This is a genomic window from Acaryochloris thomasi RCC1774, assembly GCF_003231495.1.
In the GTDB taxonomy this organism is placed as follows: Bacteria; Cyanobacteriota; Cyanobacteriia; order Thermosynechococcales; family Thermosynechococcaceae; genus RCC1774.
In genome coordinates this window covers 59,170-85,284 of the sequence record NZ_PQWO01000015.1, presented here as the reverse complement: position 1 = coordinate 85,284, position 26,115 = coordinate 59,170, and the positions used below count along the sequence as shown (strand labels likewise).

General features: G+C 50.6%; 28 protein-coding genes. 19 read left to right on the top strand and 9 right to left on the bottom strand.

The features are described 5' to 3' along the window. Window positions 1–73 precede the first annotated feature (73 nt). The 7 genes from C1752_RS20245 (at window position 74) to trpA (ending at window position 6,699) form a co-directional block, all read left to right on the top strand. The gene (locus C1752_RS20245; RefSeq protein WP_110987874.1) at window positions 74–1,027 is read left to right on the top strand and encodes an ABC transporter ATP-binding protein; all 954 of its coding nucleotides are present in this window, start codon (window positions 74–76) and stop codon (window positions 1,025–1,027) included. After that, window positions 1,028–2,701, top strand: coding sequence for a hypothetical protein (locus C1752_RS20240; protein ID WP_110987873.1), 1,674 nt, complete (start codon window positions 1,028–1,030; stop codon window positions 2,699–2,701). A gap of 149 nt (window positions 2,702–2,850) precedes the next feature. Further along, complete coding sequence (locus tag C1752_RS20235) at window positions 2,851–3,261, top strand: hypothetical protein (protein ID WP_110987872.1); 411 nt, start codon at window positions 2,851–2,853, stop codon at window positions 3,259–3,261. A 225-nt stretch (window positions 3,262–3,486) separates the two neighbouring features. After that, window positions 3,487–5,262, top strand: coding sequence for an aspartate kinase (locus C1752_RS20230; RefSeq protein ID WP_110987871.1), 1,776 nt, complete (start codon window positions 3,487–3,489; stop codon window positions 5,260–5,262). Between the two features lie 100 nt (window positions 5,263–5,362). After that, entirely contained in the window at window positions 5,363–5,584 is a 222-nt protein-coding gene (ndhL, locus tag C1752_RS20225) for an NAD(P)H-quinone oxidoreductase subunit L (protein WP_110987870.1), read from the top strand. Window positions 5,585–5,586: 2 nt separating this feature from the next. Beyond that, window positions 5,587–5,895 carry a DUF3007 family protein gene (locus C1752_RS20220; protein ID WP_110987869.1) on the top strand — a complete coding sequence of 103 codons (309 nt, stop codon included), beginning with the start codon at window positions 5,587–5,589 and terminating at the stop codon, window positions 5,893–5,895. 3 nt (window positions 5,896–5,898) lie between these two features. Continuing rightward, window positions 5,899–6,699, top strand: a complete 801-nt coding sequence (trpA, locus tag C1752_RS20215) for a tryptophan synthase subunit alpha (protein WP_110987868.1) — start codon at window positions 5,899–5,901, stop codon at window positions 6,697–6,699. A gap of 45 nt (window positions 6,700–6,744) precedes the next feature. Here the strand turns inward: trpA and C1752_RS20210 are convergent, their stop codons facing one another. From C1752_RS20210 to C1752_RS20185, 6 genes are all read right to left on the bottom strand, one after another. After that, on the bottom strand, window positions 6,745–6,957 hold the full coding sequence (locus C1752_RS20210; protein WP_110987867.1) for a DUF3565 domain-containing protein: 213 nt from the start codon (window positions 6,955–6,957) through the stop codon (window positions 6,745–6,747). A 6-nt stretch (window positions 6,958–6,963) separates the two neighbouring features. Further along, window positions 6,964–7,668 (bottom strand): DNA alkylation repair protein, encoded by a 705-nt coding sequence (locus tag C1752_RS20205; protein WP_110987918.1) that lies wholly within the window; start codon window positions 7,666–7,668, stop codon window positions 6,964–6,966. A 163-nt stretch (window positions 7,669–7,831) separates the two neighbouring features. Beyond that, entirely contained in the window at window positions 7,832–8,110 is a 279-nt protein-coding gene (locus tag C1752_RS20200) for a hypothetical protein (RefSeq protein WP_110987866.1), read from the bottom strand. Window positions 8,111–8,162: 52 nt separating this feature from the next. Beyond that, a complete protein-coding gene (locus tag C1752_RS20195) occupies window positions 8,163–8,717 on the bottom strand; it encodes a GNAT family N-acetyltransferase (protein WP_199464463.1) in 555 nt (184 codons plus the stop codon). Between the two features lie 477 nt (window positions 8,718–9,194). After that, window positions 9,195–9,674: a Dps family protein gene (locus C1752_RS20190; protein WP_110987865.1), complete on the bottom strand. Its 480-nt coding sequence runs from the start codon at window positions 9,672–9,674 to the stop codon at window positions 9,195–9,197. Window positions 9,675–9,702: 28 nt separating this feature from the next. Continuing rightward, window positions 9,703–9,966 carry a sulfiredoxin gene (locus C1752_RS20185; protein WP_110987864.1) on the bottom strand — a complete coding sequence of 88 codons (264 nt, stop codon included), beginning with the start codon at window positions 9,964–9,966 and terminating at the stop codon, window positions 9,703–9,705. A 142-nt stretch (window positions 9,967–10,108) separates the two neighbouring features. Between C1752_RS20185 and C1752_RS20180 the strand changes: the two genes are divergently transcribed. Both C1752_RS20180 and C1752_RS20175 read left to right on the top strand, forming a co-directional pair. Further along, a complete protein-coding gene (locus tag C1752_RS20180; RefSeq protein WP_110987863.1) occupies window positions 10,109–11,845 on the top strand; it encodes a SpoIID/LytB domain-containing protein in 1,737 nt (578 codons plus the stop codon). Between the two features lie 627 nt (window positions 11,846–12,472). Beyond that, window positions 12,473–14,173, top strand: a complete 1,701-nt coding sequence (locus tag C1752_RS20175) for a pentapeptide repeat-containing protein (protein WP_158535149.1) — start codon at window positions 12,473–12,475, stop codon at window positions 14,171–14,173. Window positions 14,174–14,234: 61 nt separating this feature from the next. Here the strand turns inward: C1752_RS20175 and C1752_RS20170 are convergent, their stop codons facing one another. Continuing rightward, window positions 14,235–15,338, bottom strand: coding sequence for a tetratricopeptide repeat protein (locus C1752_RS20170; protein WP_110987861.1), 1,104 nt, complete (start codon window positions 15,336–15,338; stop codon window positions 14,235–14,237). 359 nt (window positions 15,339–15,697) lie between these two features. Here C1752_RS20170 and def point away from each other — a divergent pair, with 359 nt between their 5' ends. After that, on the top strand, window positions 15,698–16,225 hold the full coding sequence (gene def, locus C1752_RS20165) for a peptide deformylase (protein ID WP_110987860.1): 528 nt from the start codon (window positions 15,698–15,700) through the stop codon (window positions 16,223–16,225). Window positions 16,226–16,235: 10 nt separating this feature from the next. Here def and C1752_RS20160 read toward each other — a convergent pair whose 3' ends face one another. Further along, a complete protein-coding gene (locus C1752_RS20160; protein ID WP_110987859.1) occupies window positions 16,236–17,612 on the bottom strand; it encodes an L-serine ammonia-lyase in 1,377 nt (458 codons plus the stop codon). 201 nt (window positions 17,613–17,813) lie between these two features. Here C1752_RS20160 and C1752_RS20155 point away from each other — a divergent pair, with 201 nt between their 5' ends. The 8 genes from C1752_RS20155 to C1752_RS20120 all read left to right on the top strand — a co-directional run bounded on the left by C1752_RS20155 (window position 17,814) and on the right by C1752_RS20120 (window position 24,737). Next, window positions 17,814–18,032, top strand: a complete 219-nt coding sequence (locus tag C1752_RS20155) for a hypothetical protein (RefSeq protein ID WP_110987858.1) — start codon at window positions 17,814–17,816, stop codon at window positions 18,030–18,032. A gap of 104 nt (window positions 18,033–18,136) precedes the next feature. Then, window positions 18,137–18,331, top strand: coding sequence for a hypothetical protein (locus C1752_RS20150; RefSeq protein ID WP_110987857.1), 195 nt, complete (start codon window positions 18,137–18,139; stop codon window positions 18,329–18,331). Beyond that, window positions 18,324–18,788, top strand: a complete 465-nt coding sequence (locus tag C1752_RS20145; RefSeq protein WP_110987856.1) for a protein-tyrosine phosphatase family protein — start codon at window positions 18,324–18,326, stop codon at window positions 18,786–18,788. Before C1752_RS20150 ends, C1752_RS20145 begins: the two co-directional genes overlap by 8 nt. A 4-nt stretch (window positions 18,789–18,792) precedes the next feature. Beyond that, entirely contained in the window at window positions 18,793–19,953 is a 1,161-nt protein-coding gene (locus tag C1752_RS20140) for a glycosyltransferase (protein WP_110987855.1), read from the top strand. A gap of 65 nt (window positions 19,954–20,018) precedes the next feature. After that, entirely contained in the window at window positions 20,019–21,548 is a 1,530-nt protein-coding gene (gene ftsY, locus C1752_RS20135) for a signal recognition particle-docking protein FtsY (protein WP_110987854.1), read from the top strand. Between the two features lie 363 nt (window positions 21,549–21,911). Next, on the top strand, window positions 21,912–23,321 hold the full coding sequence (locus tag C1752_RS20130; RefSeq protein ID WP_110987853.1) for a PP2C family protein-serine/threonine phosphatase: 1,410 nt from the start codon (window positions 21,912–21,914) through the stop codon (window positions 23,319–23,321). A gap of 97 nt (window positions 23,322–23,418) precedes the next feature. Further along, a complete protein-coding gene (locus tag C1752_RS20125) occupies window positions 23,419–23,970 on the top strand; it encodes a hypothetical protein (RefSeq protein WP_158535148.1) in 552 nt (183 codons plus the stop codon). A 161-nt stretch (window positions 23,971–24,131) separates the two neighbouring features. Continuing rightward, a complete protein-coding gene (locus C1752_RS20120) occupies window positions 24,132–24,737 on the top strand; it encodes a Uma2 family endonuclease (protein ID WP_274704531.1) in 606 nt (201 codons plus the stop codon). A gap of 4 nt (window positions 24,738–24,741) precedes the next feature. On the opposite strand, the gene C1752_RS20115 is transcribed toward C1752_RS20120, so the two are convergent. Then, entirely contained in the window at window positions 24,742–25,035 is a 294-nt protein-coding gene (locus C1752_RS20115) for a small RNA NsiR4-regulated ssr1528 family protein (RefSeq protein WP_199464462.1), read from the bottom strand. A gap of 176 nt (window positions 25,036–25,211) precedes the next feature. Between C1752_RS20115 and yaaA the strand changes: the two genes are divergently transcribed. Further along, a complete protein-coding gene (yaaA, locus tag C1752_RS20110; RefSeq protein WP_110987916.1) occupies window positions 25,212–25,970 on the top strand; it encodes a peroxide stress protein YaaA in 759 nt (252 codons plus the stop codon). Window positions 25,971–26,115: the final 145 nt, after the last annotated feature.

The following is a 26,115-nucleotide window of genomic DNA, read 5'->3' as shown; positions in this document are numbered from 1 at the left end:
GAGACTCAGATCACAGGGAACATTGTGTTGTTCTCCTACGATCTCTGGTGTATGGATGTGAATCGGTAGCATTATGTCATCTGAAATAGCGGTTCAGACGCGAGGGCTGACGAAGCGATTTGGGCACCACGCTGCCGTCAGCGATCTTGATCTAGAAATCAAAGAAGGAGAGGTCTTTGGGCTAATCGGTCCCAATGGAGCTGGTAAAACCACGCTGATTCGGATGTTGGCAACGGCGGAACAGCCGACGTTGGGGGAGATTTACATTCGAGGGCAGCGCCTACAGCGCAATCAAACAAATGCCGATCTCAAACGTTTGATTGGCTATCTGCCAGATGATTTCCCGCTTTACGAAGATTTAACAGTGTGGGAATATCTCAACTACTTTGCGCGGCTATATCAGTTACGTCAGCCACGCCGCCGCCAGCGACTGTCAGAGGTGCTGGAGCTGGTGCAGTTAACCCACAAGCGTCGTAGCTCAGTGGCTAGTCTGTCACGGGGAATGAAGCAGCGTCTCGGTCTGGCTCGAACCATTATTCATGAGCCGATTTTGCTGCTGCTGGATGAACCGGTCTCAGGGCTTGATCCATTGGCTCGGGTGCAGTTTCGAGAGCTGATTAATATTTTGAGAGAGGCGGGGATGACGGTGCTGATCTCTTCTCATATCCTTCGTGATCTGGCGGAGCTGTGCACATCAGTGGGGATTATGGAGCTGGGCTACCTAGTGGAGAGTACGTCGCTACAGAATCTCTATCAGCAGTTGAGTGAGCAGCAGATTTTGATTTCAACGCTGGGCGATATCAAGGCTCTGGAGTGTGAACTGCGACAGTGCCCTCAAATTGAAGGCTGGCAGGTCAATTCAGAGACACAGCAGGTGAAGGTCCATTTCACGGGCGATCAGGCTGCGGCGGCTGATTTGTTGCGGTCTCTGATGGCGGCTCGTATTCCCCTCTACAACTTTCAGTGCATTCAAGAAGATCTCGAAACTATTTTTCTTGACAAGCTCGATCACAAACAGGTGTCATAAATGGGCAAGTTACGCTTTCCGCTCTTCATTGCGGGTACGGAAGTACTGGGCGATTTAAATCCGCAACTGTTGCGGGAGCTGCAGGGGAGGCTCAAGCTCCGTAATGTTTTGCTGGCAGTCTGCTGTTCACTTCTTGGCCAGGGTTTTTTCCTATTCTGGCAGTACCAACAGTTGGACCTGATCCGCGGACTTTGTGAGAATGCAGCTGATCCCAAAGGCAGAAACTGTGTCCAGCTTGGCACTCACTATCTTTTGGTGAATTGGCAACAGTGGTGGTTGGCCGTGTTCGCCTGGGGCAGTTTTTTGCTGCTGCTTGTTTTAGTCGTTGGCGGTAGCTTTTTGCTGATCAGCGATTTGTCCAAAGAAGAGCGCCGAGGAACGCTGACCTTTGTCAGCCTCAGCCCTCAGTCGGCCTGGACAATTCTTGTGGGGAAACTTTTGGGCGTCCCGATTCTGATTTTTTTATCAGTGATGGTGGCTTTACCGCTGCGCTACATCTCAGGTTTATCAGCCCAAATCCCTTTCTTAAAAATTTTAAGCTTCGATGTATTGGTTTTGGGGTGCGGGTTGTTTTTTTACAGCGTGGCTCTATTAATCGGTTTGGTGGGCTATTGGCTGAATGGATTTCAGGCTTGGTTGGGGAGCGCTATTATTTGTGCCCTCCTGTTTTTGTTCAACAATCTCTATATTTCGCATAGTTCAGTTGATTGGATCTATGGTTTCTCTCCGGTAACGCTTTTGCCCTATCTTGCACAAACCTCTGATCCTGCCCTGCCCTATAGAGGTAGTTTGCCGTCTCTATTGAATTGGCAGTTCTTCGGCCTCCCTTTAGGGAGTAATGGCTTGTTCGTACTTATGTTTGTCTTGGCAAATTATGGCTTGTGGACTGGATGGTTATGGCAGCCGCTACAGCGCCGATTTCGTAATCCCCAAATCCCCTTACTAAGCAAGAAGCAAAGCTATTGGGCCACGGCCTGTGTTGTGACTTGCTGGCTTGGGTTTTCTCTAGGGCCGAAAGGTAGTACTGAGGAGCTGATTAGCTTTTTACTCATTCTCCATATGCTGTGGTTTGTTTTGCTGATGGTTCTACTGCTGCCTCACCATCAGGCGCTGCAGGATTGGGCCAGATTTCGGGGAACCTATCGCTCTGCGAGGGGGCGAGTTCAGCGCACGAAAGATTTGATCTGGGCTGATGACAGTCCGGCTTGGGTTGCGATCGCACTTAATCTCGGTATCGCTAATTTCCCGATCGTAGCTTGGGCCTTCTGGCACCTCAAAGAAGAGCAGATGTTGCTGTTGATGGGGTTGCTCTTCAATTCCACCTTGATCCTAGTGCTGGCCCTATTCAATCAAGTTGTGCTGCTGCGACCGATCTCAAACCGTAACCTCTGGGCAACAGCCACCCTAACGGTGCCGGTTGTTCTTCCCTTAGTTTTGATGACGCTTTTGGGTGCAGATACTACGAACACAGGTGCAATTTGGTTTCTGCTAACGCCCTTTGCCTTCATGGCGGTTGAGGCTATTCCCTTGGCCCAGATTCTGACGGCTTTGGGGCTACAGCTTGTTGCGATCGCAGGCCTCACAATGCAGTTAAACCGTCAGCTCCGACAGTCTGGTGAGTCCACAACAGAGAGACTTTTAGGGGGAGAGATTCCCGTCGCACTAGGGGAATGACGGCGATCGTGTTGCGGCCATCTGGCGATCTCTATCTAGCGATAGAGCCGAATTACGAACCCTCTCGCACAACTTCAGCCGCTGGCTTGATCTAGCGGTCGTCCTTACTCGGTATAATCTAGCCCGTATCCATAACGAAGGTTTGCGCTATGAAGCTAAGTTTTGCGTTCCGCAAAGGGCTATTTGTGTTCACGGCTAGCTTGTTCCTATTGCTGTCCTTGGTTGGACAGAATCCCCTACAGGCGGCTTCTTTGGACACGGCACCGGGCTACTCTCAAATGATTGCCCAAGCTGATGCAGGCTATTCCACTAACATTAGCCCCGGCAAACAGTTTGGCGACAATCCCCCCGCTGCTGATCTTTCCACTCTCAGCCAGCGAGAAGAGGGGTTTGAGATTGGTAAAGTTGTGCGAAAGGTTGAGGCCGCGACTCAGACTATTCCTGGTTCTCGCATGAAGGACATTGGTAAAATTCAGCAAGATCCTGTTAAGCAAGCAGGCGCTAAGGCTGAGAAAGCTGCGGGTGGATTAATTGACAGTGTGAAAGAAGCTCTTGATTAAGACTTCCCTGAGTGGTCGTGGAGATATTTTTCCCACGACCGCTTTGTTTCTCTAAAAGATAAGGCTCCGTCTCATTGAATTTTTTCGTTTACCCCACCATCGTCTGCTGCCCTCTTCTTCGAGCAATTGCAAATCTATACAACTTCTACGCACAATCTTATAGATCTGGTAAGCAATGAGTACCATAGTGTTGAGTAACTGCGGCAGTGAGGGAGCCAGGGTGGCATGGGGTTAATTATTCAGAAGTATGGTGGCACGTCTGTCGGCTCAGTTGAGCGGATTCAAGCCGTTGCTCAACGGGTCAAAACCACCGTAGAGGCGGGCAATGCCTTAGTTGTCGTCGTATCCGCTATGGGTAAAACCACCGACGGCTTAGTAAAACTCGCCAACGGACTCTCCAGCAACCCCTGCAGCCGCGAAATGGATATGCTGCTGTCCACGGGAGAACAGGTGACCATCTCACTGCTGAGCATGGCCCTGCAAGAAATTGGCCAACCGGCAATCTCGCTGACCGGCGCTCAAGTAGGCATCGTCACCGAACCGGCCCATACTCGTGCCCGGATCTTGAACATTGACCCCCAGCGCTTAGAGCGCCATCTCAAAGAAGGAAAGGTTGTGGTCGTTGCTGGGTTTCAGGGAACCAGTAACAATGCAGATCGGGATGTCACAACCCTTGGGCGGGGTGGCTCCGATACTTCAGCTGTGGCTCTAGCCGCAGCGCTCCGAGCTGACTGCTGCGAAATATACACCGATGTTCCCGGTATTCTCACCACTGACCCGCGCTTGGTGGAAGATGCTCAGCTCATGGACGAGATCACCTCCGATGAAATGCTAGAGCTAGCAAGCCTTGGGGCAAAAGTGCTGCATCCTCGGGCGGTCGAAATTGCCCGCAACTACGGGGTTCAAATGGTGGTCCGCTCTAGCTGGACTGATGAACCAGGAACGCGCGTAATCTCCCCGATCATCTCTGCGCGTCCCCTCCAGGACTTAGAGCTGGGTCGCCCCGTCGATGCGGTTCACTTTGATCACGATCAGGCAAAGGTGGCGCTGCTGCGAGTTGCCGACCGCCCCGGTGTTGCCGCAGGGTTATTTGGCGAGCTGGCCCATCAAGGGCTAGATGTGGATTTAATCATTCAGTCTATTCACGAAGGCAACAGCAACGATATTGCGTTCACGGTTTCGAAAGATACTCTCAAGCAGGCTGAAGCGGTTTCCGTGGCTTTTAATCCGCCTCAAGGGGACAACCAGGCGGAAGTATTAGTGGATCGAGATGTTGCCAAGGTTGGCATTGTCGGAGCTGGAATTATTGGGCGACCTAGTGTTGCAGCCCAAATGTTCCAAACCCTTGCTGATGCTGGCATCAACCTGCAGATGATCTCTACGTCAGAGGTAAATGTGAGCTGTACTGTGGCCATGGAGGATTGCGATCGCGCCATCCAACTCCTTTGCCGCACCTTTGAAGTCGCCAGCTCCCCTGTCCAGACTAGTCTGAGGACCGAGCAGGCCTCTCCTCCGGTGAGAGGCATTGCTCTCGATCTCAAGCAAGCTCAGCTCGCCATCCGCCACGTCCCCGATCATCCCGGCATGGCGGCTCAAATCTTTCAGGCACTCGCGGCCAAGAATATCAGTATTGACATGGTGATCCAGTCCCAGCGATCGCGTCCTGTTGAGGGCGTCATGACCCGCGATATTGCCTTCACTGTTGGGGAAACGGATCTGCAGGTGGCGCAGCATGTGCTCAAAGACGCCGCTGACCAGCTTGGCTGTGGCCCGGTGACTGCCGATTCAGAAGTTGCAAAGCTTAGCATTGTCGGAATTGGCATGTTAGGGCGACCTGGCGTTGCGGCTCAAATGTTCCAGGCCTTGGCCGCAGAGCAGATCAACATTCAAATGATTGCCACCTCAGAGATTCGGGTGAGCTGTGTGATTCCTCTAACGGATGGCGTTAAAGCTCTCAAGGCGGTTCATGCAGCCTTTGACCTAGGTTCGCCGCACCACTAAGCAACTCGGTAGTAAAATAAAGTGGCCCTGGAATCTTCTGTAGTGGAGATCGTGGTCTCACACTGGCCCGTCGCGGCTTCACGTTATTAACTTCGATTTTATGAATCTTGTTACCGCTACCACGATTCTATACGTCAGCCTGTTAGGCGGCTATCTGCTGGTGATTCCAGCTTTCACCTATTTTTACCTCAATCTACGGTGGTATACGGCAGGTTCCATTGAGCGCCTACTGATGTACTTTTTTGTCTTTTTCTTCTTTCCGGGGCTGCTGTTGCTGAGTCCGTTTCTCAATTTTCGTCCTAAGCCTAGGCAGATTACGTAGCGATGCGCCGTATTGATGCCCTTGCGATCGGGTTTGGCGTTTTTATCGCTGGCGGTCTGATTTACGCTGTCTTTCGATTGGCGGGTATTGAGGGTCAAAACGCTGGCATCTGGAGTCAGGTGATTTTGGTGGCGGGTCTGATTGGCTGGGTCGCCTCATACCTGCTGCGGGTGGTGACTCAGAAGATGACCTACAATCAGCAGCTTGAAGAGTATGAAGATGCTGTTTTGCAAAAGCGTCTTGATGAAATGACGCCCGAAGAACTGGAACAGCTCCAAGCTGAAATTGACGCTGAATCTAACGAATCCTAAGTTATGACCTCTGTTTCTGATTGTTTTGCTCGACTGCGCGATCGCGGTCAGTGTGCTCTGATTCCCTTCATTACTGCGGGTGACCCAGATCTTGAAACGACTGCGGCGGCTCTGAAGCGCCTAGACGACAGCGGGGCTGATCTGATTGAGCTGGGTGTTCCTTACTCCGATCCGCTTGCGGATGGACCTGTGATTCAGGCGGCTGCCACAAGGGCACTGCAGCGGGGCACTCGCTTAGATGATGTGCTCTCAATGGTGACGACGTTGATTCCTGACTTGAGAGCGCCCGTTATTTTGTTTACCTATTACAACCCCATTCACTATCGTGGGGTGGATAAATATCTGCAACAGGTGTCTCAGGCGGGCGTTAAGGGGCTTGTGATTCCTGATTTGCCGCTTGAAGAGGCGGATACGCTTCTGCAAAAGGCGTCTGATTTGGGGGTTGAGGTGACGCTGTTGGTGGCCCCCACTAGCTCAAAGGAGCGTATCCATAAAATTGCGGAAAAGTCGCAGGGGTTTATTTACTTGGTCAGCACTACTGGCGTGACCGGGATGCGAACCAAGGTGGAGTCTCGGGTTAATGAGCTGTTGCAAGAGCTACGACAGGCAACGGATAAGCCGATTGGAGTTGGCTTTGGCATCTCACAGCCGGAGCACGCCCGTCAGATGATGGATTGGGGGGCTGATGCGGCAATTGTCGGTAGTGCTTTCGTGAAGCGGTTGAATGAGGGGGCACCGGCACAGGGTTTGACTTCCATTTCGGAATACTGTCGGTCTCTGAAGTCTGCGCTTGTGAGAGAGTAAGATTTCGCTCTGGAGAGAATGCGGTAACCTCTCAGTTGCTGTAACTTAGGATGCTTCGCCATCTCTCGGAGCGCCGATCTCGCACTTTTTGCATTGGAGTCTGTAGCCAAGCATTGAGGCGCGTCCTGCTTTTGTCAGCACCCAGGGGCGTTCAACGATGGGTGGGTCGTGCCGAACGTGTTGGAAGTGACCGCAGGCAAGTTCCGCGACCCAGTGATTTTCAGTATCTTTGTGATACCCGATAATGCTTTGTTCCATAGGGAGCTAGATAAAGCCCTTAAGATACTTCTGGCGCTTTGGCTCAGGGAATTTCTCGATGGCATAGCGCAGCATCGTTCTAGGCATTTGTTTGTAATGCTGTTTCAAGAAGGCTTCTTCAGTTGCTAGGTCACGTTTGCCAATCTCTCTGAGCATCCAGCCAACGGCTTTGTGAATCAGGTCTTCTGAATCGTTAAGGAGTTGTTCTGATATGGCTAGAGTCTCTTCGAACTGGTTGTTTCGGATGAAGTGAAAGGTTGAGATGATGGCGATACGCCGTTTCCAGAGGCTTTTTGATTGAGCAAGTTTGTGGAGAGGACGTCTGTCTCTGTTTTCTAGGTAGGGACCAACGATGTGATAGGCGGAGAGGTCTACGAGATCCCAGTTGTTGATGTACTGGGTGTCTTTGAGATACAGGGTGTAGATGCGGGTCTGTTCTTCTGGGTTGCCTTTGGTAAATTTGCGAACCAGGATGAGGAGGGCGCACAGGCGTTCTTCATGGAAGGGCGATTCCAGTAGTTCCTGAACTGCGGTAAGGGGTGTGTTCTCGAATTTCTTGGCTTGTTCTCTGAGAACGGGGACTCGGATGCCGAGAAACTGATCGCCTTCGCTATATTCGCCCTTGCCCGTTTTGAAGAAGCGTTGGGATTGGGTTGCGATCGCAGGATCTGCCAAGCGTCTGAGGATGCTACTAATTGCTTGGAATGTCATTGGAATATCTTTTGTTATGCACTCCCTTTTCCCTTTCACAGCCTTGATATTGGGATGAGATCGAGGCGTTTGCTCTAGCTGCTGCAAACATCGAGCAATTTTCTTTGCCAGGGCTTGATCCGCCTTGACATAAAACTTCTGAGTGTCTGGATGAAGAACAACCTCATACATCAGAGCGAAGTTTTCTCCAAGGTGTATAGAGGGGAGTAGGTGTCGATTGATTCTCTCTGACTTGCTCCCACAAACTAGGGATAGCGAGCAGCTCTTGGGTCGCCGCTTCACCTGCTGCGCTTGTCAAGAACGCGGCAAAATCAGCTAGAATCTTTAATCGTTCTGGTGATAGTTCCTGAAGTACTGTATTGAGCTGATCCCGTAACTCTGCTATGGAACTTGGGTCAGAGGATGCTCGATCCTCCATTGGGTCCTGATCTGTCGGATTCATCAATCACCCCTAGATGCCGGGCTGCTCATCTATTGTAGGACAGCATTATGAATCAGCTATTCTTGCTGGAATGCCAAGCAGTGCGGCTTAGCTGATATACGAAGCAGTCATCAGTTCCGAAGTGGCGGCGATCGCAACATCGAAACCCCAATCGCTCATAAAAACGATGGGCGCGAGTATTACTTACCAACGGATCCAGCAGCACGCCGGTCACTTCCGGATCGTCAAAACATCGGGTTAGTGCCAACTGCATCATTTGTGTCCCATGCCCCTGCCCTAAGTCAGATGCCTCACCAATCCAGATATCTATCGCTCTCAGGTTCGCTGAGACATTTCCCCAATAGTGGCTATCCTCGCGGGCCGGATCGATGATTTGCATAAAGCCAATGGGGCTGCCGTTCAGCTCCGCGATCAATTGCTCACGCCAGTCAGGATCTCGGAGAAGTTCGACCTCCCATTCCCAATCATCATCGGGATCGGAGGCAATTACATGGGGCTGCTGATCCCAGTGACGTAAAAGCTTCAGATCTTGGGGTGTTGCGGGACGTAAGTTAATCACAAATCGACCTGCCAGCACAGCTGTATATAGGCTATCGCTTTGAGTCATACGGCTGTGAGAGGATGCTCAGCCTTATATGACTGCCCCTGATGGAGGGGCTATGCTAACGATCATCGCAGAAGATTGTGCGTCTATTGTATACAACGTTGTATATACACCAAAGCTTCTGAACTGGAGACGCCGATACTCCTGTCGGCATAAATGCTGGAACGATTGCTGACGCCTCAGCCCCAGGTATAATAATCAACGCAGGGTTTTGATTGAGGGTATGGTGGTCAACCACTTGCCTTACATCCCGGCAATCACGTCAAACTATGTTTGACCCACATCGGCAGATAGATTGAGGCAGAATCATGCTTGCGTTTCTTTTTCTATGCATCAAGATATTCTTGTTTGCAGCATTCGGGATACCCATTACCCACGCGATTTTTCGGCTGATTACAGAAGCGACCAAGAAAGAAGCTTAAAAAAATCATCCGCCACGGCAACCGTGGCGGATGGATAAAATCAATCAACAAAGCAGCCCTACAGGAGACTCCGCAGCATCCAGGCTGTTTTTTCGTGAATCTGCAGGCGCTGGGTTAGTAGATCTGCTGTGGGCTCGTCGTTGGCCTCATCCGCAGCCGGGAAGACGGAACGTGCTGTTCTGACGACGGCCTCTTGACCTTCTACAAGCTCACGAATCATTTCTTCCGCGCTGGGCACGCCCTCTGCTTCTGGAATGGACGTGAGCTTGCTGTATTCCTTATAGGTTCCAGGGGCCGGAAAGCCTAAAGCGCGAATTCGCTCTGCGATCGCATCTACTGCCAGTGCCAGTTCGTTATACTGCCCCTCAAACATCAGGTGCAGCGTCTGGAACATCGGACCGGTCACGTTCCAGTGGAAGTTATGGGTTTTGAGATAGAGCGTGTAGGTATCTGCTAAGAGGTGCGATAGACCCTCGGCAATTTGCTGCCGATTTTTTTCGTCAATACCAATATTAATCGGCATGGAAGAGACTGGCATGATTGAGATCTCCTATTAAATAAAAAGACTAAGCAAGATGCATGCGGAGGACCGCAGGGGTTGCCCGCCGCACCCGACAGCGAATGGTGTGGTGGCCTAGTCGAGAACAAGCCTCGTACCGATGACAGCCCGAGAATCCATAGTATCGCCCTTCAACCTCTAAAACCTCAATGGGTTCCTGGAGACCCACCTCAGCGATGGAGCGCATTAACGCGGCGACCTTGCTCTGATCATTTTGACGGTAGAGCGGGCGGTGAATCTCTTTGAGAGCTATGTTTTTAACTCGAACCACAGTCAATCACTTGTTTCTTTTTCTTAAATCATAGTCGTTATGACTACGTTTTGCAAGATCATGATCTAAGGATTGGCATGAAGCCTCGTCGCCGTATACGCTAGCATTCAAGAAATATCAGCATGTTGGGTTAAAGACTGTAATGACGGGTGCAATCGGTAAGCAGAGGTCGTACGTCGGCGGCAGCTTCATTGCCGTGGGTGTCTTACTGGCCGCCCCTGCAGGAGCCGCGTCGAATCCAACCCTCAAGATTGGCATTGTGCAGCGGTTTGGTGAGCAGCCTAAGGACACATTGACAATCCAAGCGCTTCCCGGTGATCGGCTTACCCTGAAATTCGCCGATCAGGGACAGGTTAAGACCCTGGCGACCAACAAGGTCCAGTTTGATATTCAGCCACAGCCTTTGCCCAAGCCTGTTATTCAAGAGCGGGTGGTGTTGGGTGTGTTTCGCAGTTTCGAAAGCGCTGAGACTCAGGCGCTGGATTATCGAATGCAGGGTATTCCGGTGGAGGTGGCCCAGCCCAACAAGTGGCAAGTTTGGGCAAAACGAGATCGCTACTCCACTCCTAAGAAGCGTAAAAAGCTGGTCAAAACCCTAAAAGAGCAGGGGAAGTCAGTCTTCTTAGATCAACAGCGTCAGGTCCAGAAACCTTTGCTGAGCTGGGTTGTTGACGGCTATCGCTACAGCCGTGACTCTGTGAGCATTACGTCGGGTAAATCGGTGCTGCAGGTTCAAAAAAACAGGTATGGCGGCACCCTCAAGTTTCAGCCCAATACCTACGGCAGCTATACCCTTGTTAATCAGGTGCCCATAGAGACCTACCTCAGGGGTGTGGTGCCCTACGAGATTGGCTTTTCGGCTCCTTTGACTTCTATTCAAGCCCAAGCGATTATTGCGCGCACCTACGCCCTGCGGAATCTGCGCCGATTCAAGATTGACGACTATGAGCTGTGTGCGGATACCCAATGTCAGGTTTATCGTGGATTGTCGGGTGCGAAGTCTCGGGTTGATGATGCGATCGCAACCACTGCGGGCCAAGTGTTGACCTATGACAACGAACTGATTGACGCTCTTTATTCCTCAACCACAGGCGGCGTCACGGCCTCCTTTGAAGAAGTCTGGGAAGGCGATCCTCGCCCCTATCTGCAGACCAAAATCGATGCCGCCCCCAACCCCGTCTGGGATCTCAAAACCCGCAGTCTTGCAGACCCTGCTAACTTCAAGGCCTTCGTCAACCTCAAGCAGGGCTTTAATGAAGTCACCTGGCCGACCTTCCGGTGGCGGATTGAGGCACCTTTAGCTGAAATGAATCAGATTTTGCGTAAATTTCTCAGGCAAAAGCAGCATCCCTTAGCTGAATTTGGCACGATTCAAACGCTAGAGATCACGAAACGCTCCCACGGGGGGCGCGTTCAAACGCTCAGGGTGACTACCGATATCGGATCCGTCGAACTGCATAAGGATGAGATTGTCCAAGGCATTCGGGGAGCTAAGAGTTTGCTCTTCTACGTGGAGCCGATGTATGAGCCACAGCCTCCTATCGTCAATGCGCCAGACCCACAGAGCCCTGCTCCGCCGCCGGAGAAAGTGCTGAAAGGCTACCGGTTTGTGGGAGGTGGTTGGGGCCATGCTGTCGGTCTAAGTCAGACCGGCGCTCAGCATTTGAGCAAGCTCGGCTGGTCGGCATCGAAAATTTTAGACTTCTACTACCCTGGGACAACCCTAGAGCCATTAACCGATACGATTGCCCGCTGGCGAGAGCCAGAGATCCCCGCTCCCAGCCCTGCCGCACCAGAAGAACAGAATGGAGGCTTTTTGGGCCTGAAACTGCCTCAAATAGACTGGCAGGGTTTTTGGGAATGGCTACCTTTCACTTAGGCATTTGTATGAACAGTCTTAGGGTTTAGCAAAATATGTGGGCGTATCCTACTTTTGCACTTGGTTCCCAGCCCCTTCTCTCAGCCTTGGGAGAAGAGGGGCAAGATAAAAGTACTCAAAGTCCCTTGCCCAGAATTGGGTGAGGGCCGTGCAAGACTTTAGCTAAAGTCGGATGCTCCCCAATATGTTAGAGATCCCCGCATCCCATCAGACTAAGAAACGGAGGGGATCTCGGAAGACTCAATATTATGATCAGCCACTTTCAAAGATCCTCTCCGCAGGAAGTTGAGATTGAGAAAATCTGCCGTGTTTACTTTTTGCAGCAGATCTTTCTGATCCATTAAATTATTGAAAGAGCGGCATGATGCTTCAATTAGCCGATAGAGCCTCAGCGTCCTACGACGGAATGGCGACACAGCGAAGCTAGGATGTCAGTCATTGTCGGCGCTAGGCTAGGATGCATAGGTGTTCCAATGACCACCTTCAAATATCTAATCTTTAAAATTCTTCTATATATCGACAGAATTCCTGAAAATGAGCGAATCTTCTACAAATTGGGTTGCGATTCTAACTTTACACAACGAACCAGGCTCACCGGCAGCGGAACAAGCCTCGGAACCCTATATCTTGTCCAAAGAAGAGGCAACCTTCATTGGCCGATCTAAGGATTGTCAAATTTATCTCAGACCTGAATATTCCAATACATCTCGGTACCACGCAAAAGTAAAGCTAGAAGATGTTGATGGGGAAATGGTCTGGCTGCTGTGGGATCTAGAAACGCCCAACGGTACTTTTGTAAACAACAAAAAGATAGAGAGTTCTCAACAGCTACAGTCTGAGGATCGCGTTACTCTTGGCAAGCCGAACGGCGCGCGATTTGTTTTTGAGTGGAAAGCAATAGAGCTCACGCAGCTCAATGAAATATTCAGGCAAAAGCCTTCATACGATGAGACCATTATTCCCAGTGTTGACGAATTAAAACAGTTAGAAGAACAGACCCAGATTGCTGCAAATAGATCATTTGACAGGCAAACAAACGCACTGAATATAGATAGATTCGACCTGAATCAAAAAGAGCTGGCTCCTGATACAGACGACCGAGCAGATAACGTGTTTGCTTCCTCTGATGTAAGCTCTAAATCAGACCGGAATAATAAGAGCTTAATTCAGTTATTGGCAAAGGGAGCTATTGCACTAATCTTTATCTTGGTAGCACTGTCTCTGATTTATAAAATTCCCGAATCTATTGAGGGGAGAAAACGTAGAGAAGAATCTCTCGCCTCTTATATCAGTAATATATCAAGACTATTAACTGATAAGAAATTAAGTAGCCTTAGCCTCTCTGATTCCGATGCTCGAAAGGCTAGAGAATCAGCGAATGCTCAAACTCTGACAACGCTGAAAAATCTAGATGGTGAAGCGAAAGGCACCCTCTTTCGGTTTTTGCATGGGGCGAAACTCGTCAAGATTCAGCCTCAAGCGTTGAGTGAAGAATGGTTCTCAAGAGAAGACTTCTCTTCTAAGCAGGTCGTTCGATTTTTGAATCAAGGTCTAGCACAAAAAGAACTGGTTTATATAAGAGGTTTAAGAGTTGAAAAAGCAAGGCCTACATTGTTCCCTGTCTTTCTCGCAAGTCCGGCCACGGTCAATCAACAACTTATGGCCAGCGATAGTAAAGGATGTAGGACCTTAGCGCAAAAGGATAAAAGAAATCTGGGCTGTTCTTGGATCTTTGAATTTAGTGCCAAATCCTATGAACAACCTTTCGTGACCCCAGTTCAGCTAAGCGGGGCTGATTTGATAGGGGTGAAGCTCAAAGATGCCCCACTGGAAAGGAGCAATCTTGAAGGGGCCTATCTCTCCTTGCAGAGCTGCAAAGAAGGTTCGTCAGGAAACTTCTTCGTCGATACTTTTTATCAGAAACCCATCCGCTGGTTCCAAAGAAACAAATGCAGCGCAGATTTTAGCGGGGCTGGATTGCAAGATTCAAGGTTGTTTCGGTCTGTGTTGATGGGAGCGAATCTACGCAACGCGAAGCTGGACTATGCCGATCTTCGACAGGTTGATTTGCGGGGGGCAAACCTCTCTGGCGTTTCTTGGCAGGGCGCTGTGTTGAAGGGGGCTTGCTATCTTGAGGAAGATTGGCAGAAGAACTTCCCAGAACAAGGCCCTAACGGAGGGGCCTTTGATCCCGTTGCTGAGGGGATGAAAGCAGTCTCGTCTGACGTCTCTAACGTTAACGATCCTCTGCTCTTCAAAGAATGTAAAAGTGTCGCTGCCTCTAATCAACCGACAGCAAAACAGAAGCCCCAGCAGAAAGACAACTGAGGCCGGTCGTCGTATAAGTTCGATTGTTGTATAAGCCTAGATTTTTATACAGGGTTCCTTGCTACTGCGAAAGAATCTTGAATCGTCTTTGGATCACCTGCGTTGTGGGATGGGTCGGACCTAGCTTGATCTTGGCAATTGCGATCGCTTCTTGATAGAGCGACTTCGCTTCTTTGTAGTTTCCCTGGCTTCCGTAGAGGGCCGCTAGGTTGCTAAGGCTAATGGCTACAGAGGGGTGCTCTTGACCTAAAAGCTCTTGTCGCATCTCTAACGCCTGCTTAAAGAGCGATTCCGCCTCCTCATATTTCTGCTGCTTGCCATAAAGCTCCGCCAGGTTGTTGAGGCTGGTGGCCACCGATGGGTGTTCTTGGCCCAGTAGCTCTTTTCGCATCGTCAGAGCCTGCTTGAAGAGTGGTTCAGCCTCTTCATAACGACCTTGCTTTCCATAGAGTTCGGCCAGATTGTTGAGGCTAGTCGCAATAGAACGATGCTCCTGTCCTAGTTGCTTGCGTTTAATTTCTAAAGCCTGGGTGTGCAGCGGCTCAGCTTCTCGATATCGTCCCTGTTGCCCGTAGAGTTCTGCCAAGTTATTGAGGCTGTAGGCAACATTGATATGATCTTGGCCCAGTTGTTGACGATAAATCTCCAAAGCTTGCTTGAAGAGGGACTCCGCCTCAGTGTATCGCCCTCGTTTACCGTAGAGTTCAGCCAGATTATTGAGGCTGGTGGCCACCGCAGCGTGCTCTTGACCAAATCGTTTTTTATAGATTGCGAGAGCCTGCTCAAAGAGCGGCTCAGCGTCTCCATACCGTCCCTGTTTCTCGTACAGTAGCGCTAGCTTATTGAGGCTGGTGGCCACTGATGAGTGTTGTGTCCCCAACTGTTGCTTACGCCGCTCAAGTACCTGTTCTGCTAAAGGAATAGCCTCAGAATACTGGCCTTGTTGAGACAGTTGATCGATACGTGCTTGAAGCTGCTCTAGCGATTCTGCCTGAGCCAAGCGTCGAACAAGAGAGCTTGATGCTGGAGGATTTTCGGCAGGCCGTGCGATCGCAACTTGAGAAGCGTCTCCCTTCAAAGCGGGCCAGCTAGAGGTGAGCACAGCACTTAAACAGGCGAACGTCATCACTTGAAAGCTTCTGAACGATAACGGTTGTCCTGACATTCTTTCCTCAAATTATGATTTCCCCTGTCTTCAGGATACAAGGGACTTGAAGAAGCGTGTCTCGCTAACCTGGGTTAAAGGTCTGAGCCTATAGACCTGAAAGATACTGATATCTCCATTGCAATAAACCTGAATCGGCTAGTTGTGTTTGTTTATTCTTTCGCCAGAGTCTAGGATTGCAACAGCGCAATGCTCACCCTTTTCCCTTGCTCCCTTCAGGAATCTTTGCACTGACGGAAACTTGATATTTACGCTGAATGTAGGTTGATCCACCTAAAGGTAAAAGCTGTGCTAACACGGCACAAGTCTCTTGACGGCTAACATAAAATGAAGAAGAGTCCAGCAATCTGAGCAATATTATGGACACCGTATTAGAAATTTCTCAACTCGGCAATCCAGTTCTGCGGGCGTCAGCGAAGCGAGTTGACCACATTCAACATGCCGAGGTTCAGCAGCTCATCGATCACCTCATTACCACCATGCTGGAATCAGCCGGTGTGGGGATTGCAGCTCCCCAGGTCGGTGAAAGTCTGCAAATTATGGTGGTGGCATCACGTCCGACGCTGCGCTACCCCCAAGCGCCTTCGATGGAGCCGGTGGCGATGATCAATCCCGAACTCATCAGTCAGTCTGACGATCTGCTTAAGAGCTGGGAAGGCTGTCTTAGCATTCCGGGTATTCGAGGTCAGGTGCCCCGTTCCCATTCGATCACGATCGCTTACACCGATCGTCACGGACATGCCCACCAGCAGGAGTTTACCGATTTCGTTGCTCGGATTGTGCAGCATGAATTCGATCATTTGCAGGGCACCGTCTTTGTCGATCGAGTCGAGAGCACCCAGGAACTGATGACTGAACAGGAGTATCAAAAGCAAGTGTTTTCCTAAACTGCCTGCCCTAGCATTCAGTAATACTGACGGCTAAGCCTCCTAAAGCAGTCTCCTTAAATTTCTCTGACATTTCGAGCCCCGTGTGTTTCATCGCGGCAATGCAGTTATCCAAAGGCATAAAATGCTCCCCTGTGCCACGTTTCGCTAAAGACGCAGCCGTGTAAGCCTTGATCGCACCAAATCCGTTGCGTTCAATGCACGGAACCTGCACTAATCCTCCGACTGGGTCGCAGGTCATCCCGAGATGATGCTCTAGTGCAATCTCTGCTGCATTTTCGACCTGAGAAGGCGAACAGCCTCGTACTGCACAAAGCCCCGCTGCTGCCATCGCCGCTGCTGATCCCACCTCTCCCTGACAGCCCACTTCGGCCCCAGAGATCGAACTCCGGTGTTTGATAATGCCGCCAATTGCTGCTGCTGTCAGTAGAAACTCATGAACCTGCTCTGAGGTGCCCCCCTCATGACTCACGAAGTAGTAGAGCACTGCCGGAATCACGCCTGCGGCCCCGTTTGTGGGTGCGGTAACCACCATATGTCCTGCTGCATTCTCTTCATTAACAGCCATTGCATAGGCACACAGCCAGTCGTTGAGAGAAGCTTCAGGGCAGGTGTGGAGCTGTTCAACCAAGGTCTTAGCCCGCCGTGAGATGCCCAGTCCTCCGGGGAGCGTTCCCTGAGCCGCTAAACCCTTCTGAATACAAACCTGCATGGCTTGCCAAATGGAGTCTAGCCCCTCTTGCAACTGATCTTCTGGGTGGTGAACATGTTCGTTGCGCTGCTTCATCGCTGCGATGGAGAGGCCACTGTCGTGGGCCATTGTCAGCATTGATCGCGCTGAGTCGAAGGGGAAGGGACACGTTGCTGCTGATTCCGCTTTGACGGGAGCCACCAACTGACTAATTTCAGCCTTTGTGTGAATAAAGCCCCCTCCGATAGAGAAGTAGGTTTCATGCAGTAAAACACTGCCCGTCGAACTCAGTACCTCAAAAATCATGCCGTTGGGATGCTCTGGGAGTGGCTGACCCCGGCTAAAATCGATATCTTCACTGGGAGAAAAACTCAATCCGGACCCATCTGCAAAATTGATGTGGGACTTTTGCCACAGGGAGTGGGCCAAATCAGTTACATTCCTTTCTGTCAAAGACCGGGGCGTAAACCCATGAAGTCCTAAAACAATTGCCCGATCTGTACCATGTCCTTTGCCGGTGAAGGATAATGAACCCTTGAGCGTGCAGCGCACATGGGCGGCCTCTCTTTCTGGAAGCGTAGACAGCCACGCCTGCATCTGCTCTCGAAATCGATGGGCCGCGACCATCGGTCCAATCGTGTGTGAACTAGAGGGACCTACGCCAATCTTGAAGAGATCAAGAACGCTAATGAACATAAGCCTTCTCACCGTTTGACCCGCAGACTACCAAACCTCGAAGCTGATAAGTGTAGAGCATGACACAGATGCTCGTGGAACCGCTCAATCCTGAGAAAGCTTGAGGGATTTGTTTAAAAAACGCAATATTTTACTAAGCATTGGCAAAGAGATTTTGAGCCATAATTGAAGTGAATCTCCCTCCTCACAGGATATATCACCATGACTGATTTACTGACACGAGCGTTTGAACAACTGCGAACTCTCTCTGCCAATCGTCAAGATGAGATCGCCTCCAGGATTCTAGATCGGCTTGACGACGAGGCTCAGTGGAATGATGCATTCGTACAGTCTCAAGAGGCTCTCAATGAGCTTCTGCACCAAGCGATGGCTGAGTACCGTGCTGCGAAAAATCGTGAGCTGAGTGCAGGGGAACTGTAAGCATACCTTTGAGTTGATAGGCTGCAGGCTAATAGGTATGACATCCACCACTTCTCAGCGTGAAGTGGTGGATATTTTTTGCGGCTATCTGTTGAGAAAACAGTATGGATAGTGATGCCGATTTCATGGGCTACACCCATCACAATCTGTTGGATGGACTGCAACCATTTTGGATCGATAACGTCACGTTGTTAGCATCTAGCTTGGGGGCTATCCTAGCAATGGGCCTCCGGTCTTGTGGTCTTTTTGCTCAAGGGACCACTTCACTCTCTCATTTAGCGGTATTTGTGCATGCCTGAACGTTTCTCTTGGGTTTTACCTAAAAAGCTGGCGGTTGGTTCTTTCCCTCACACCACGACGTCTGTCTCTAAGCTACGACGGGAGGGAATTACGGCTGTTCTCTGCTTGAACGAAGAGTCGGAGCCGCCTGTGCCTTCCGAAATTTTGCACAGTTTTATCTGGGAGCGGGTCCCTATTCCTGATGGTTACACCGGAGGGATTCCTTCTGAGGAGCAGTTCGAGCAAGCGATTAAAGTTCTAAATCGTTGGTACCGTAAAGGCCATGTGGTTTACGTCCACTGTCTTGCGGGGGTCGGACGATCGGCTTCGGTCTGTGCGCTGTATCTGACGCAAGAGCTAAGTATTCCGCTGGAAGATGCGATCGCATCTCTCAAAGAACAGCACAAGTATGCCGCCCCCGATCAGCATCAGATCAAGGTGATGCAGAGCTTCCTCGCCTCACTGTCTCCGAACTAGCGTTGTGGTCTGGCTGAGTCTTCTGTCTTTGCTCATTTGGCTCCTGCTGATCGCGGCTTGGGGGCAGTTTTGGCGATCTAATCAGCGGCTGCCGGAAGCATCTTCAAGCCTGGATGAATGGCCTGACGTCTGCGCCATTGTCCCCGCTCGGAATGAAGCGGATGTGCTGCCCCAGAGCTTGAAGTCTTTGCTGACTCAAGATTATCCAGGAAAATTCACCGTTATCCTAGTCGATGACCAAAGCGATGACGGGACCGGTGCCGTCGCTCAGCGGGTTGCCGTTGAACTGGGGCAAGAATCAGCTCTCCAAGTCATGACCACTAGTCCGCTCCCGCTGGGGTGGGCCGGAAAGCTGTGGGCCATGAACCAGGGCGTTGCGGCCCTTGGGCAACAGAGGGATTCGCCCTACATATTGTTTACCGATGCCGATATTTGCCATCACCCTAGCAACGTCCGGTCACTGGTGGCTAAGGCGGAACAGGAGCAGCGCGATCTTGTGTCTCTGATGGTGCTGTTGCGCTGCGATAGCGCCTGGGAAAAGCTGCTGATTCCGGCCTTTGTCTTTTTCTTTCAGAAGCTGTATCCCTTTCCTTGGGTGAACAATCCTAACCGGAAGATGGCGGCAGCGGCTGGGGGATGTATTCTGTTGCGATCGCAAGCCCTCAAAAAAGCAGGTGGACTCGTCACGATCAAAGACGCCCTGATTGATGATTGCTCCCTAGCCGCTGCCGTCAAATCATCAGGACCGTCGGGAAATATCTGGCTAGGATTAACGACCTCAACTGTCAGCCTGCGGCCCTACACGTCCCTAGACAGCATCTGGACCATGGTGGCCCGTACCGCCTTTACCCAGCTCAACTACTCCCCCCTCTTGCTGATCGGCAGCATCGTTGGCATGAGCTTAGTCTATTTGGCCCCTCCTCTGAGTCTGCTGTATGGCTGTATCGCTGGCGTTCAGAGCATCGCGATTGTCGGAGGTGTCACTTGGCTATTGATGGCAATAGCCTACTGGCCCACTATTCGCCTATACCGCCTCTCGCCGCTGTGGACCTTCGCGCTTCCCCTAATTGCGGTGTTTTATAACCTCATGACCCTTGACTCTGCCCGCCGCCACTGGCAAGGCAAAGGTGGAGCCTGGAAAGGGCGCGTCTATCCCGCCCGCTGAGGTTTGCGTTGGGGTAAAGTTAGGGGAAGGCTGCGTGCCCCAATGCCCCTTCAGAATTGAGTCAGATGGTTTTCAATTGGTTTCGTCGTCAGTTTGCTCCCGAGTCTCCAGAAGACGAAATGCCAGATGTTGATGAAAGCGTTTCAGAGGTCGAATCTACTCCGAAATCGGACGATTCATCAGCAGAAGCGGATGACCCTGACACCTCTGGGGAGGCTAAGCCCGACTATCTCAACTGGGCCAAAGCCGCCTTTGAGAATATTCAGCAACAGCAAGAGGCCGCAGCTGAGACGCCTGAGGCTACAGAACCTGCCGAGCAGCCAGAACCCGCCGAACAACCTGAAGAACCTACCGAACAATCTGCGACTATTTCTGAAGCGTCTGAAGAAACTCATACAGACGAGACAGAAGTCCTGGCGGAGGAATCTAGCGAGAGCAGTGCTGAGGCTGAAGAGGCCGCAACGCCCGAGCCAGTGATGGAACCCTCAGAACCAGAACCACCTCCTATCCCAGAACCAGAACAAACTCCACAGATTTTGAGTCAGGGGGCTGACGCCGTTAACGCAGAACCCGTCGCAGAAGCGGTGGACTTTGATGAAGGCTTTATCTGGTCAGCAGAAGTCTTGGCGGCTCAGGGACGACGTCCTGAAGACGTTTCAGTCGAAGAGATTACCTGGCTAAAGAAACTTCGGCGTGGGTTGGGCAAGACCCGGCAAGGTCTGGTCAATCAAATTAAAGCCGTCGTCGGTCAAGGCCCACTCAATCAAGACGGTGTCACCGAAATTGAGACGCTGCTGCTGCAGGCTGACGTCGGCGTGACCGCCACCGATCGTGTTCTAGAGGCGCTGCAAACGAAGCTACGCGCAGAAACATTGCCCCCAGACGAGGCCATTGACTACCTCAAGCAACTTCTGCGTGAAATGCTAGAGGAGCCTTATCAGAAAGACTATGCCCCGGCGATTACCCCCGAGCGGGGAACCCTGAATATTTGGTTGATGACCGGCGTCAATGGGGCTGGAAAAACCACCACCATTGGCAAAATTACCCATGTGGCTAAACAGTCTGGCTACAACTGTCTGATCGCTGCTGCTGATACCTTTCGTGCTGCTGCTGTCGAGCAGGTCAAAGTGTGGGGCGCACGCAGTGGCGTCGATGTAATTGCCAATCCTGGCCAAAACACTGACCCGGCAGCGGTTGTCTATGATGCGATCGCAGCTGCTCATTCCCGAGAGAGCGACCTGTTGCTAGTGGATACGGCCGGTCGCCTGCAGAACAAAAAGAATCTGATGACTGAACTGGAAAAAGTACGCCGGATCATTGATAAGAAAGCCCCCCAAGCCAAAGTGGAGTCTTTATTGGTCTTGGACGCAACTTTAGGCCAGAACGGACTGCGGCAGGCCCAGGTCTTTTCTGAAGCCGCTCAGCTTACGGGGGTTGTGCTCACGAAGCTCGATGGAACAGCGAAAGGCGGCGTTGCCCTTGCGGTGGTCCAGCAGCTAGGTTTACCCATCCGCTTTATTGGTGCTGGTGAAGGTATTACTGATCTGCGACCTTTCTCTAGCTATGAATTTGTCGAAGCGTTGTTAAGTTCCTAACCTGATGAAATCGTTGTTTTTTGAACCTGAGCAACATAAATGTGAAAACCTAATTTTCCTTAAAGATGGAAAAATTATTCCTTAATCCTTAATCTGGCTCATATTCCTGACATAACTGTATCCTGAAGCATAATGTCGCCCTCGTATCAGCTAATTAAAGTCTATTGCGCTATGCTCCGGGAAGATCTGATGTGAGGGTTGAACAACTTCCACTGTCTATACTGAGCTGCATCGCAATTCAAACTTTATTTGATGTTAGATAAATAAGTCTTAGTGTGTTAACAACAGTGTTAAGCTGTCTGTTCAGAACAGCCCTCGCACTTTTCAGTGAGCTTGCGTTAGCCAACTGACGTTTTTGACAATATGTCTGCCATTCCAGCGCCACAACAACCCTCTCAGTCCGTGGGATATGACTATCCAGGGATTGCGGGTAACGTGACGACATTAGCCGCGCTACAGCAGCAAGTTGCCGACCTGCAGCGAGAGCAGGCCAAAGCTCAGGATTTGCTGAGTTCTTTGAGCTTTTCGCTGCGTAGTTTCAATAATCTCAATCAATTTCTGGCGCTGATTCCTCTGATCGTTAGTCGGGTGACAGATACCAACGCTGCTGCGCTAGTGCTCTTTCGGCCCAATGGTCAGGTCTCTTTGGAGCAGCTTTATTGCCATGAAGGTCAACAGTGTCAGAAACTTCGCCATACCCTTGACGATGCCATTCAACAGCTTAAGGTGTCATCTAAGTCGCCGGGTTCTCCTAGTGATTTTCTAGAGCAGATCTTAGATCAGCAACTGGCCCAGGACTATCGATGGTTTAGTACCTCAATTTTGGTTCGAAACTTAGAGCCTCATGAACGTGGTCGTCTCTACCTTTTTAGTCGTGAGCCTAGTTATGAGTGGACTGATACCCGACAAAAGCTCGCGCAGTTGGTGGCCGATCAAACGGCTGTTGCCATTGAGAATGATGAGCTGACTCAGCGAGTCCGTCAGCAGGAGCGTCTCACCCGCGAACTAGAGATTGGTTCTGAGATTCAGGCTCGCCTTTTCCCGCACCGCTGTCCCCATATTGACGGTGTTGAGCTAGCGGCTAACTGTCAGACCGCCAGTCAGGTTGGTGGGGATTACTACGACTTTATCCCGATCCGTGCTCCTGGTGAAAAGCCCTACGATGGTCTGTCACCTGTGGAACGCTGGAGTTTGGTGATTGGCGATGTCATGGGGAAGGGGGTGCCTGCGGGGCTGATTATGACCATGACGCGGGGCATTCTGCGAAACGATATTCTTAACCAGCATGCACCTGATCAGATTTTGCAAAATCTAAATCAGGTGATGTTCACGGATTTAGAAAGCTCCAATCGCTTTGTAACGCTGTTCTACTCTGAGTACGATCCGCAGAGGCAGGTTCTACGTTTTAGCAATGCGGCTCATCATCCGCCGCTACTGTGGCGGGCCGCAACCGATGCAATCGAGCGCTTAGATACCGATGGCATGTTGATTGGGCTAGATATCAATACGGTCTATCAAGCGGGAGAGACTCGGCTTAATCCTGGGGATACGCTTATTTACTACACCGATGGGTTTACGGATGCGGCGAATCCTGAGGGCGATCGCTACGATGAGGAGAATTTGCTGCAGGCGTTCCGGTCGGCGTGCCATATGTACAGTAGCCCCAAGGCAATTTTGGATTATTTGTTTGATGAAGTACAAACGTTTATCAGCACAGAGACCCGCAATAGTGATGATATGACGTTAATTGTCTTAAAGGTTAAGTCATCCTAGGGATAGGATGCCGGGATGATGTAGGGTGTCATAAGCTGAAATGGCTAGCCTTCTGTTTTGACGAAAGGTTGCCAGTTTATTTTGCACGGAGTTTTTAATGCTGAATAAGAGTCCTTTCATGGCGGTTGCGCTGGTTGGTATTGCGGCCTCATTGGTGGCCTGTGACTCAACTCTGAAGTGGCAGGACTATGCTTCAGAAGCAGGTGGATACACAATCTCTATGCCAGGGGAAGCGGAAGAAAAGACGCGTAAAGTCCCGATTCCTGGGGGGCAAGAGCTAGATCTGAAGCTCGCCGATGTTGAACTTTCTGATGCAGCTTATCTGGTTTCTTACCTCGATTATCCGGGAAATCTTTTGGGAAAGGTCGACACGCAGAATCTGCTTTCTCAGTCTCTGCAGGGGGCTGTCAAAAACAGTATTCAGGGTGAGATTGTGAAGGAAGAGGCGACCACCGTTAGTGATGTTCCCTGTCGCAAGTTTCAGGCGAAGGGGACGGTGAAATCAAAGGATGCCTCGGCACAGGGAATCTTTTGCCTACAGAAAAGTCGGCTATATCAAGTGCTGGCGATCGGTGAAACGAAGGATGATTTTGCTCCAAATGCCGATCAGTTTTTGACATCGTTTCAGATCGACAAGCCAGAGACTTGATGGGTTAAGCGCTTGAGGCATTGAGAGTAGCGGTGGAGGGATGTTGATTCCAGTCTCTAAGCTTAGCTGCTCCATCGGTTCTCTGTGGTGACTGCTTATGATGTGTCGGTAGGCTATCTGCTCAGGTTTCTATGGTTTCGGCTCTGCGGAGATGAGATCGCATTCTCTTACACAACGTTAGCTGGCAACAATTTGAAGCCCTCCTTCAGGACTTGGGCGACCACCGTGCTGCCCGTGTTGCCTACGATCGCGGTACTTTGGAAATCATGACCCCTTTCCCTGGGCATGAATACTACAAAGAAGTCCTGAGTGATGCGACTAAAGATATCGCAGACGCTCTAGACCGTGATTATGAAAGTTATGGGTCTACCACCTGGCGTAGAAAAATCAAAGAGGCGGGTTTAGGGCCGGATAACTGTTTTTATTTCCAGAACGAGTCGCTTGTACGCGGAAAGCTGGAGTTTGATCTCGATCGAGATCCATCCCCTGACTTATCGCTAGAGATTGATTTGACCCGTAAGTCTCTGAATCGACTCCCTATTTATGCTCGATTGGGAGTGCCAGAACTGTGGTGCTATGACGATGGGGAAATCACAATCTACCACCTCCAAGAAGGTGAGTATGTTGAAGCGGCCCAAAGCCTAGTTTTTCCTGAATTGCCGATTCAATCGCTGCCCTATGTCATTGAAGAACACCGTCAGCAGGGACGACGTGTCCTGCGTCAAGCGATTAGAGAGTGGGCAAAAACGTATCGGACGACGTTCTGAACTATTATTTGCTGCCGTAGTAAAAAGCGATCTCTTTCTCTTTTAGCGGTGCCCAATCGGCATCGACTAGCATTCGATTGAGTTCATCTTGGGGTAGATGCTTTGCGCCAATGCGGACGGTGCGCGATCTCATTGTGTTTGTAACCCCACTGCGCTGGCGTCCGGCTTCAAACGCCATCACTTTGTTGTAGACCTCTAGCTTGACCGGTGGGATCGGGGAGCCATCTAGGTCTAAGCCCTTTGCAATCGCAACATCCACTGCATCTGCACCCGTGGTCGAAGATTGAGAATTTGTCATCATCAGGCTCCCGCTCAGTTCCTTTGGGATTGTATCAGGCTAAGCTGCGGCTTATGCCTAAGCAATCGATGTATCATAAAGGCCGCTTCTATGATCTGTCCCAAAAGATCTTGCGGAAACATTCACCCCACAAAATCAATAGATTCGCTCAAGCTACAGGATTCAAGGTCACTGCCATGCTGATGGTTATCTCTCCTTCAAAAACGCTGGAATTTGAGGGACAGCGACACTCTATACATACCGTGCCGGTCAAGCTTGAGCAAAGTCAGCAGCTTATTCATCAACTCAGACCCTTTAGTCCCGAAGAGCTTATGCAGTTGATGGGCATCAGCAACAAGCTCGCTGATCTCAACTACGAGCGGTATCAAACCTTTCAGACGCCTTTCACGCCAGAAAATGCAAGACAGGCACTGTTTGTTTTTAAGGGGGATGTCTACAAAGGGATTGAGATTGAGAGCTATGGCGCAGATGACCTGGACTTTGCTCAAAATCATCTGCGTATTCTGTCTGGCCTTTACGGTATTCTCAAGCCCCTCGACTTGATTCAGCCCTATCGCCTGGAGATGGGAACAAAGCTTGCCAACCCGCTGGGTAAAAACCTTTATGAATTTTGGGGCACTCAAATTGCAGAGGTTCTCAATGCCGACCTTGCACAGAACCCAACGCTAGTGAACCTGGCCTCTAATGAATACTACAAAGCCATTAAACTCGATCAGCTCCAGGCCAACCCCATCAACATTCACTTTAAAGAAAATAAAAACGGCACCTATAAAACCATTGGTTTATTTGCAAAACGGGCACGAGGACTAATGGTTAACTATGCAATCCAGCATCGAATCACAGAGGCGCAGGATCTGAAAGCTTTTGATATTGAAGACTATCACTTTCACCCAAAGCTGTCTAAACCTCAAGATTGGGTCTTTAGCCGAGGCTAATAAGGGGAAGTCAATCAACCGGCTTTGGAAAGGGCTCGGAACATGGAGCACTGCGATGGCCTATGATGCGACCAAAGCAATTGTTTAGGGCCTGACCGTTAGCACGAGTCGTCAGGGGTTGCAGCAGGCACTGGCGAATCCTGGC

Coding starts and splice junctions, on each gene's coding strand:
- C1752_RS20245 (WP_110987874.1), top strand. CDS start 74: ATGTCATCTGAAATAGCGGTTCAGACGCGAGGGCTGACGAAGCGATTT.
- C1752_RS20240 (WP_110987873.1), top strand. CDS start 1,028: ATGGGCAAGTTACGCTTTCCGCTCTTCATTGCGGGTACGGAAGTACTG.
- C1752_RS20235 (WP_110987872.1), top strand. CDS start 2,851: ATGAAGCTAAGTTTTGCGTTCCGCAAAGGGCTATTTGTGTTCACGGCT.
- C1752_RS20230 (WP_110987871.1), top strand. CDS start 3,487: ATGGGGTTAATTATTCAGAAGTATGGTGGCACGTCTGTCGGCTCAGTT.
- ndhL (WP_110987870.1), top strand. CDS start 5,363: ATGAATCTTGTTACCGCTACCACGATTCTATACGTCAGCCTGTTAGGC.
- C1752_RS20220 (WP_110987869.1), top strand. CDS start 5,587: ATGCGCCGTATTGATGCCCTTGCGATCGGGTTTGGCGTTTTTATCGCT.
- trpA (WP_110987868.1), top strand. CDS start 5,899: ATGACCTCTGTTTCTGATTGTTTTGCTCGACTGCGCGATCGCGGTCAG.
- C1752_RS20210 (WP_110987867.1), bottom strand. CDS start 6,957: ATGGAACAAAGCATTATCGGGTATCACAAAGATACTGAAAATCACTGG.
- C1752_RS20205 (WP_110987918.1), bottom strand. CDS start 7,668: ATGACATTCCAAGCAATTAGTAGCATCCTCAGACGCTTGGCAGATCCT.
- C1752_RS20200 (WP_110987866.1), bottom strand. CDS start 8,110: ATGAATCCGACAGATCAGGACCCAATGGAGGATCGAGCATCCTCTGAC.
- C1752_RS20195 (WP_199464463.1), bottom strand. CDS start 8,717: ATGACTCAAAGCGATAGCCTATATACAGCTGTGCTGGCAGGTCGATTT.
- C1752_RS20190 (WP_110987865.1), bottom strand. CDS start 9,674: ATGCCAGTCTCTTCCATGCCGATTAATATTGGTATTGACGAAAAAAAT.
- C1752_RS20180 (WP_110987863.1), top strand. CDS start 10,109: ATGACGGGTGCAATCGGTAAGCAGAGGTCGTACGTCGGCGGCAGCTTC.
- C1752_RS20170 (WP_110987861.1), bottom strand. CDS start 15,338: ATGTCAGGACAACCGTTATCGTTCAGAAGCTTTCAAGTGATGACGTTC.
- def (WP_110987860.1), top strand. CDS start 15,698: ATGGACACCGTATTAGAAATTTCTCAACTCGGCAATCCAGTTCTGCGG.
- C1752_RS20160 (WP_110987859.1), bottom strand. CDS start 17,612: ATGTTCATTAGCGTTCTTGATCTCTTCAAGATTGGCGTAGGTCCCTCT.
- C1752_RS20155 (WP_110987858.1), top strand. CDS start 17,814: ATGACTGATTTACTGACACGAGCGTTTGAACAACTGCGAACTCTCTCT.
- C1752_RS20150 (WP_110987857.1), top strand. CDS start 18,137: ATGGATAGTGATGCCGATTTCATGGGCTACACCCATCACAATCTGTTG.
- C1752_RS20145 (WP_110987856.1), top strand. CDS start 18,324: ATGCCTGAACGTTTCTCTTGGGTTTTACCTAAAAAGCTGGCGGTTGGT.
- ftsY (WP_110987854.1), top strand. CDS start 20,019: ATGGTTTTCAATTGGTTTCGTCGTCAGTTTGCTCCCGAGTCTCCAGAA.
- C1752_RS20130 (WP_110987853.1), top strand. CDS start 21,912: ATGTCTGCCATTCCAGCGCCACAACAACCCTCTCAGTCCGTGGGATAT.
- C1752_RS20125 (WP_158535148.1), top strand. CDS start 23,419: ATGCTGAATAAGAGTCCTTTCATGGCGGTTGCGCTGGTTGGTATTGCG.
- C1752_RS20115 (WP_199464462.1), bottom strand. CDS start 25,035: ATGACAAATTCTCAATCTTCGACCACGGGTGCAGATGCAGTGGATGTT.
- yaaA (WP_110987916.1), top strand. CDS start 25,212: ATGCTGATGGTTATCTCTCCTTCAAAAACGCTGGAATTTGAGGGACAG.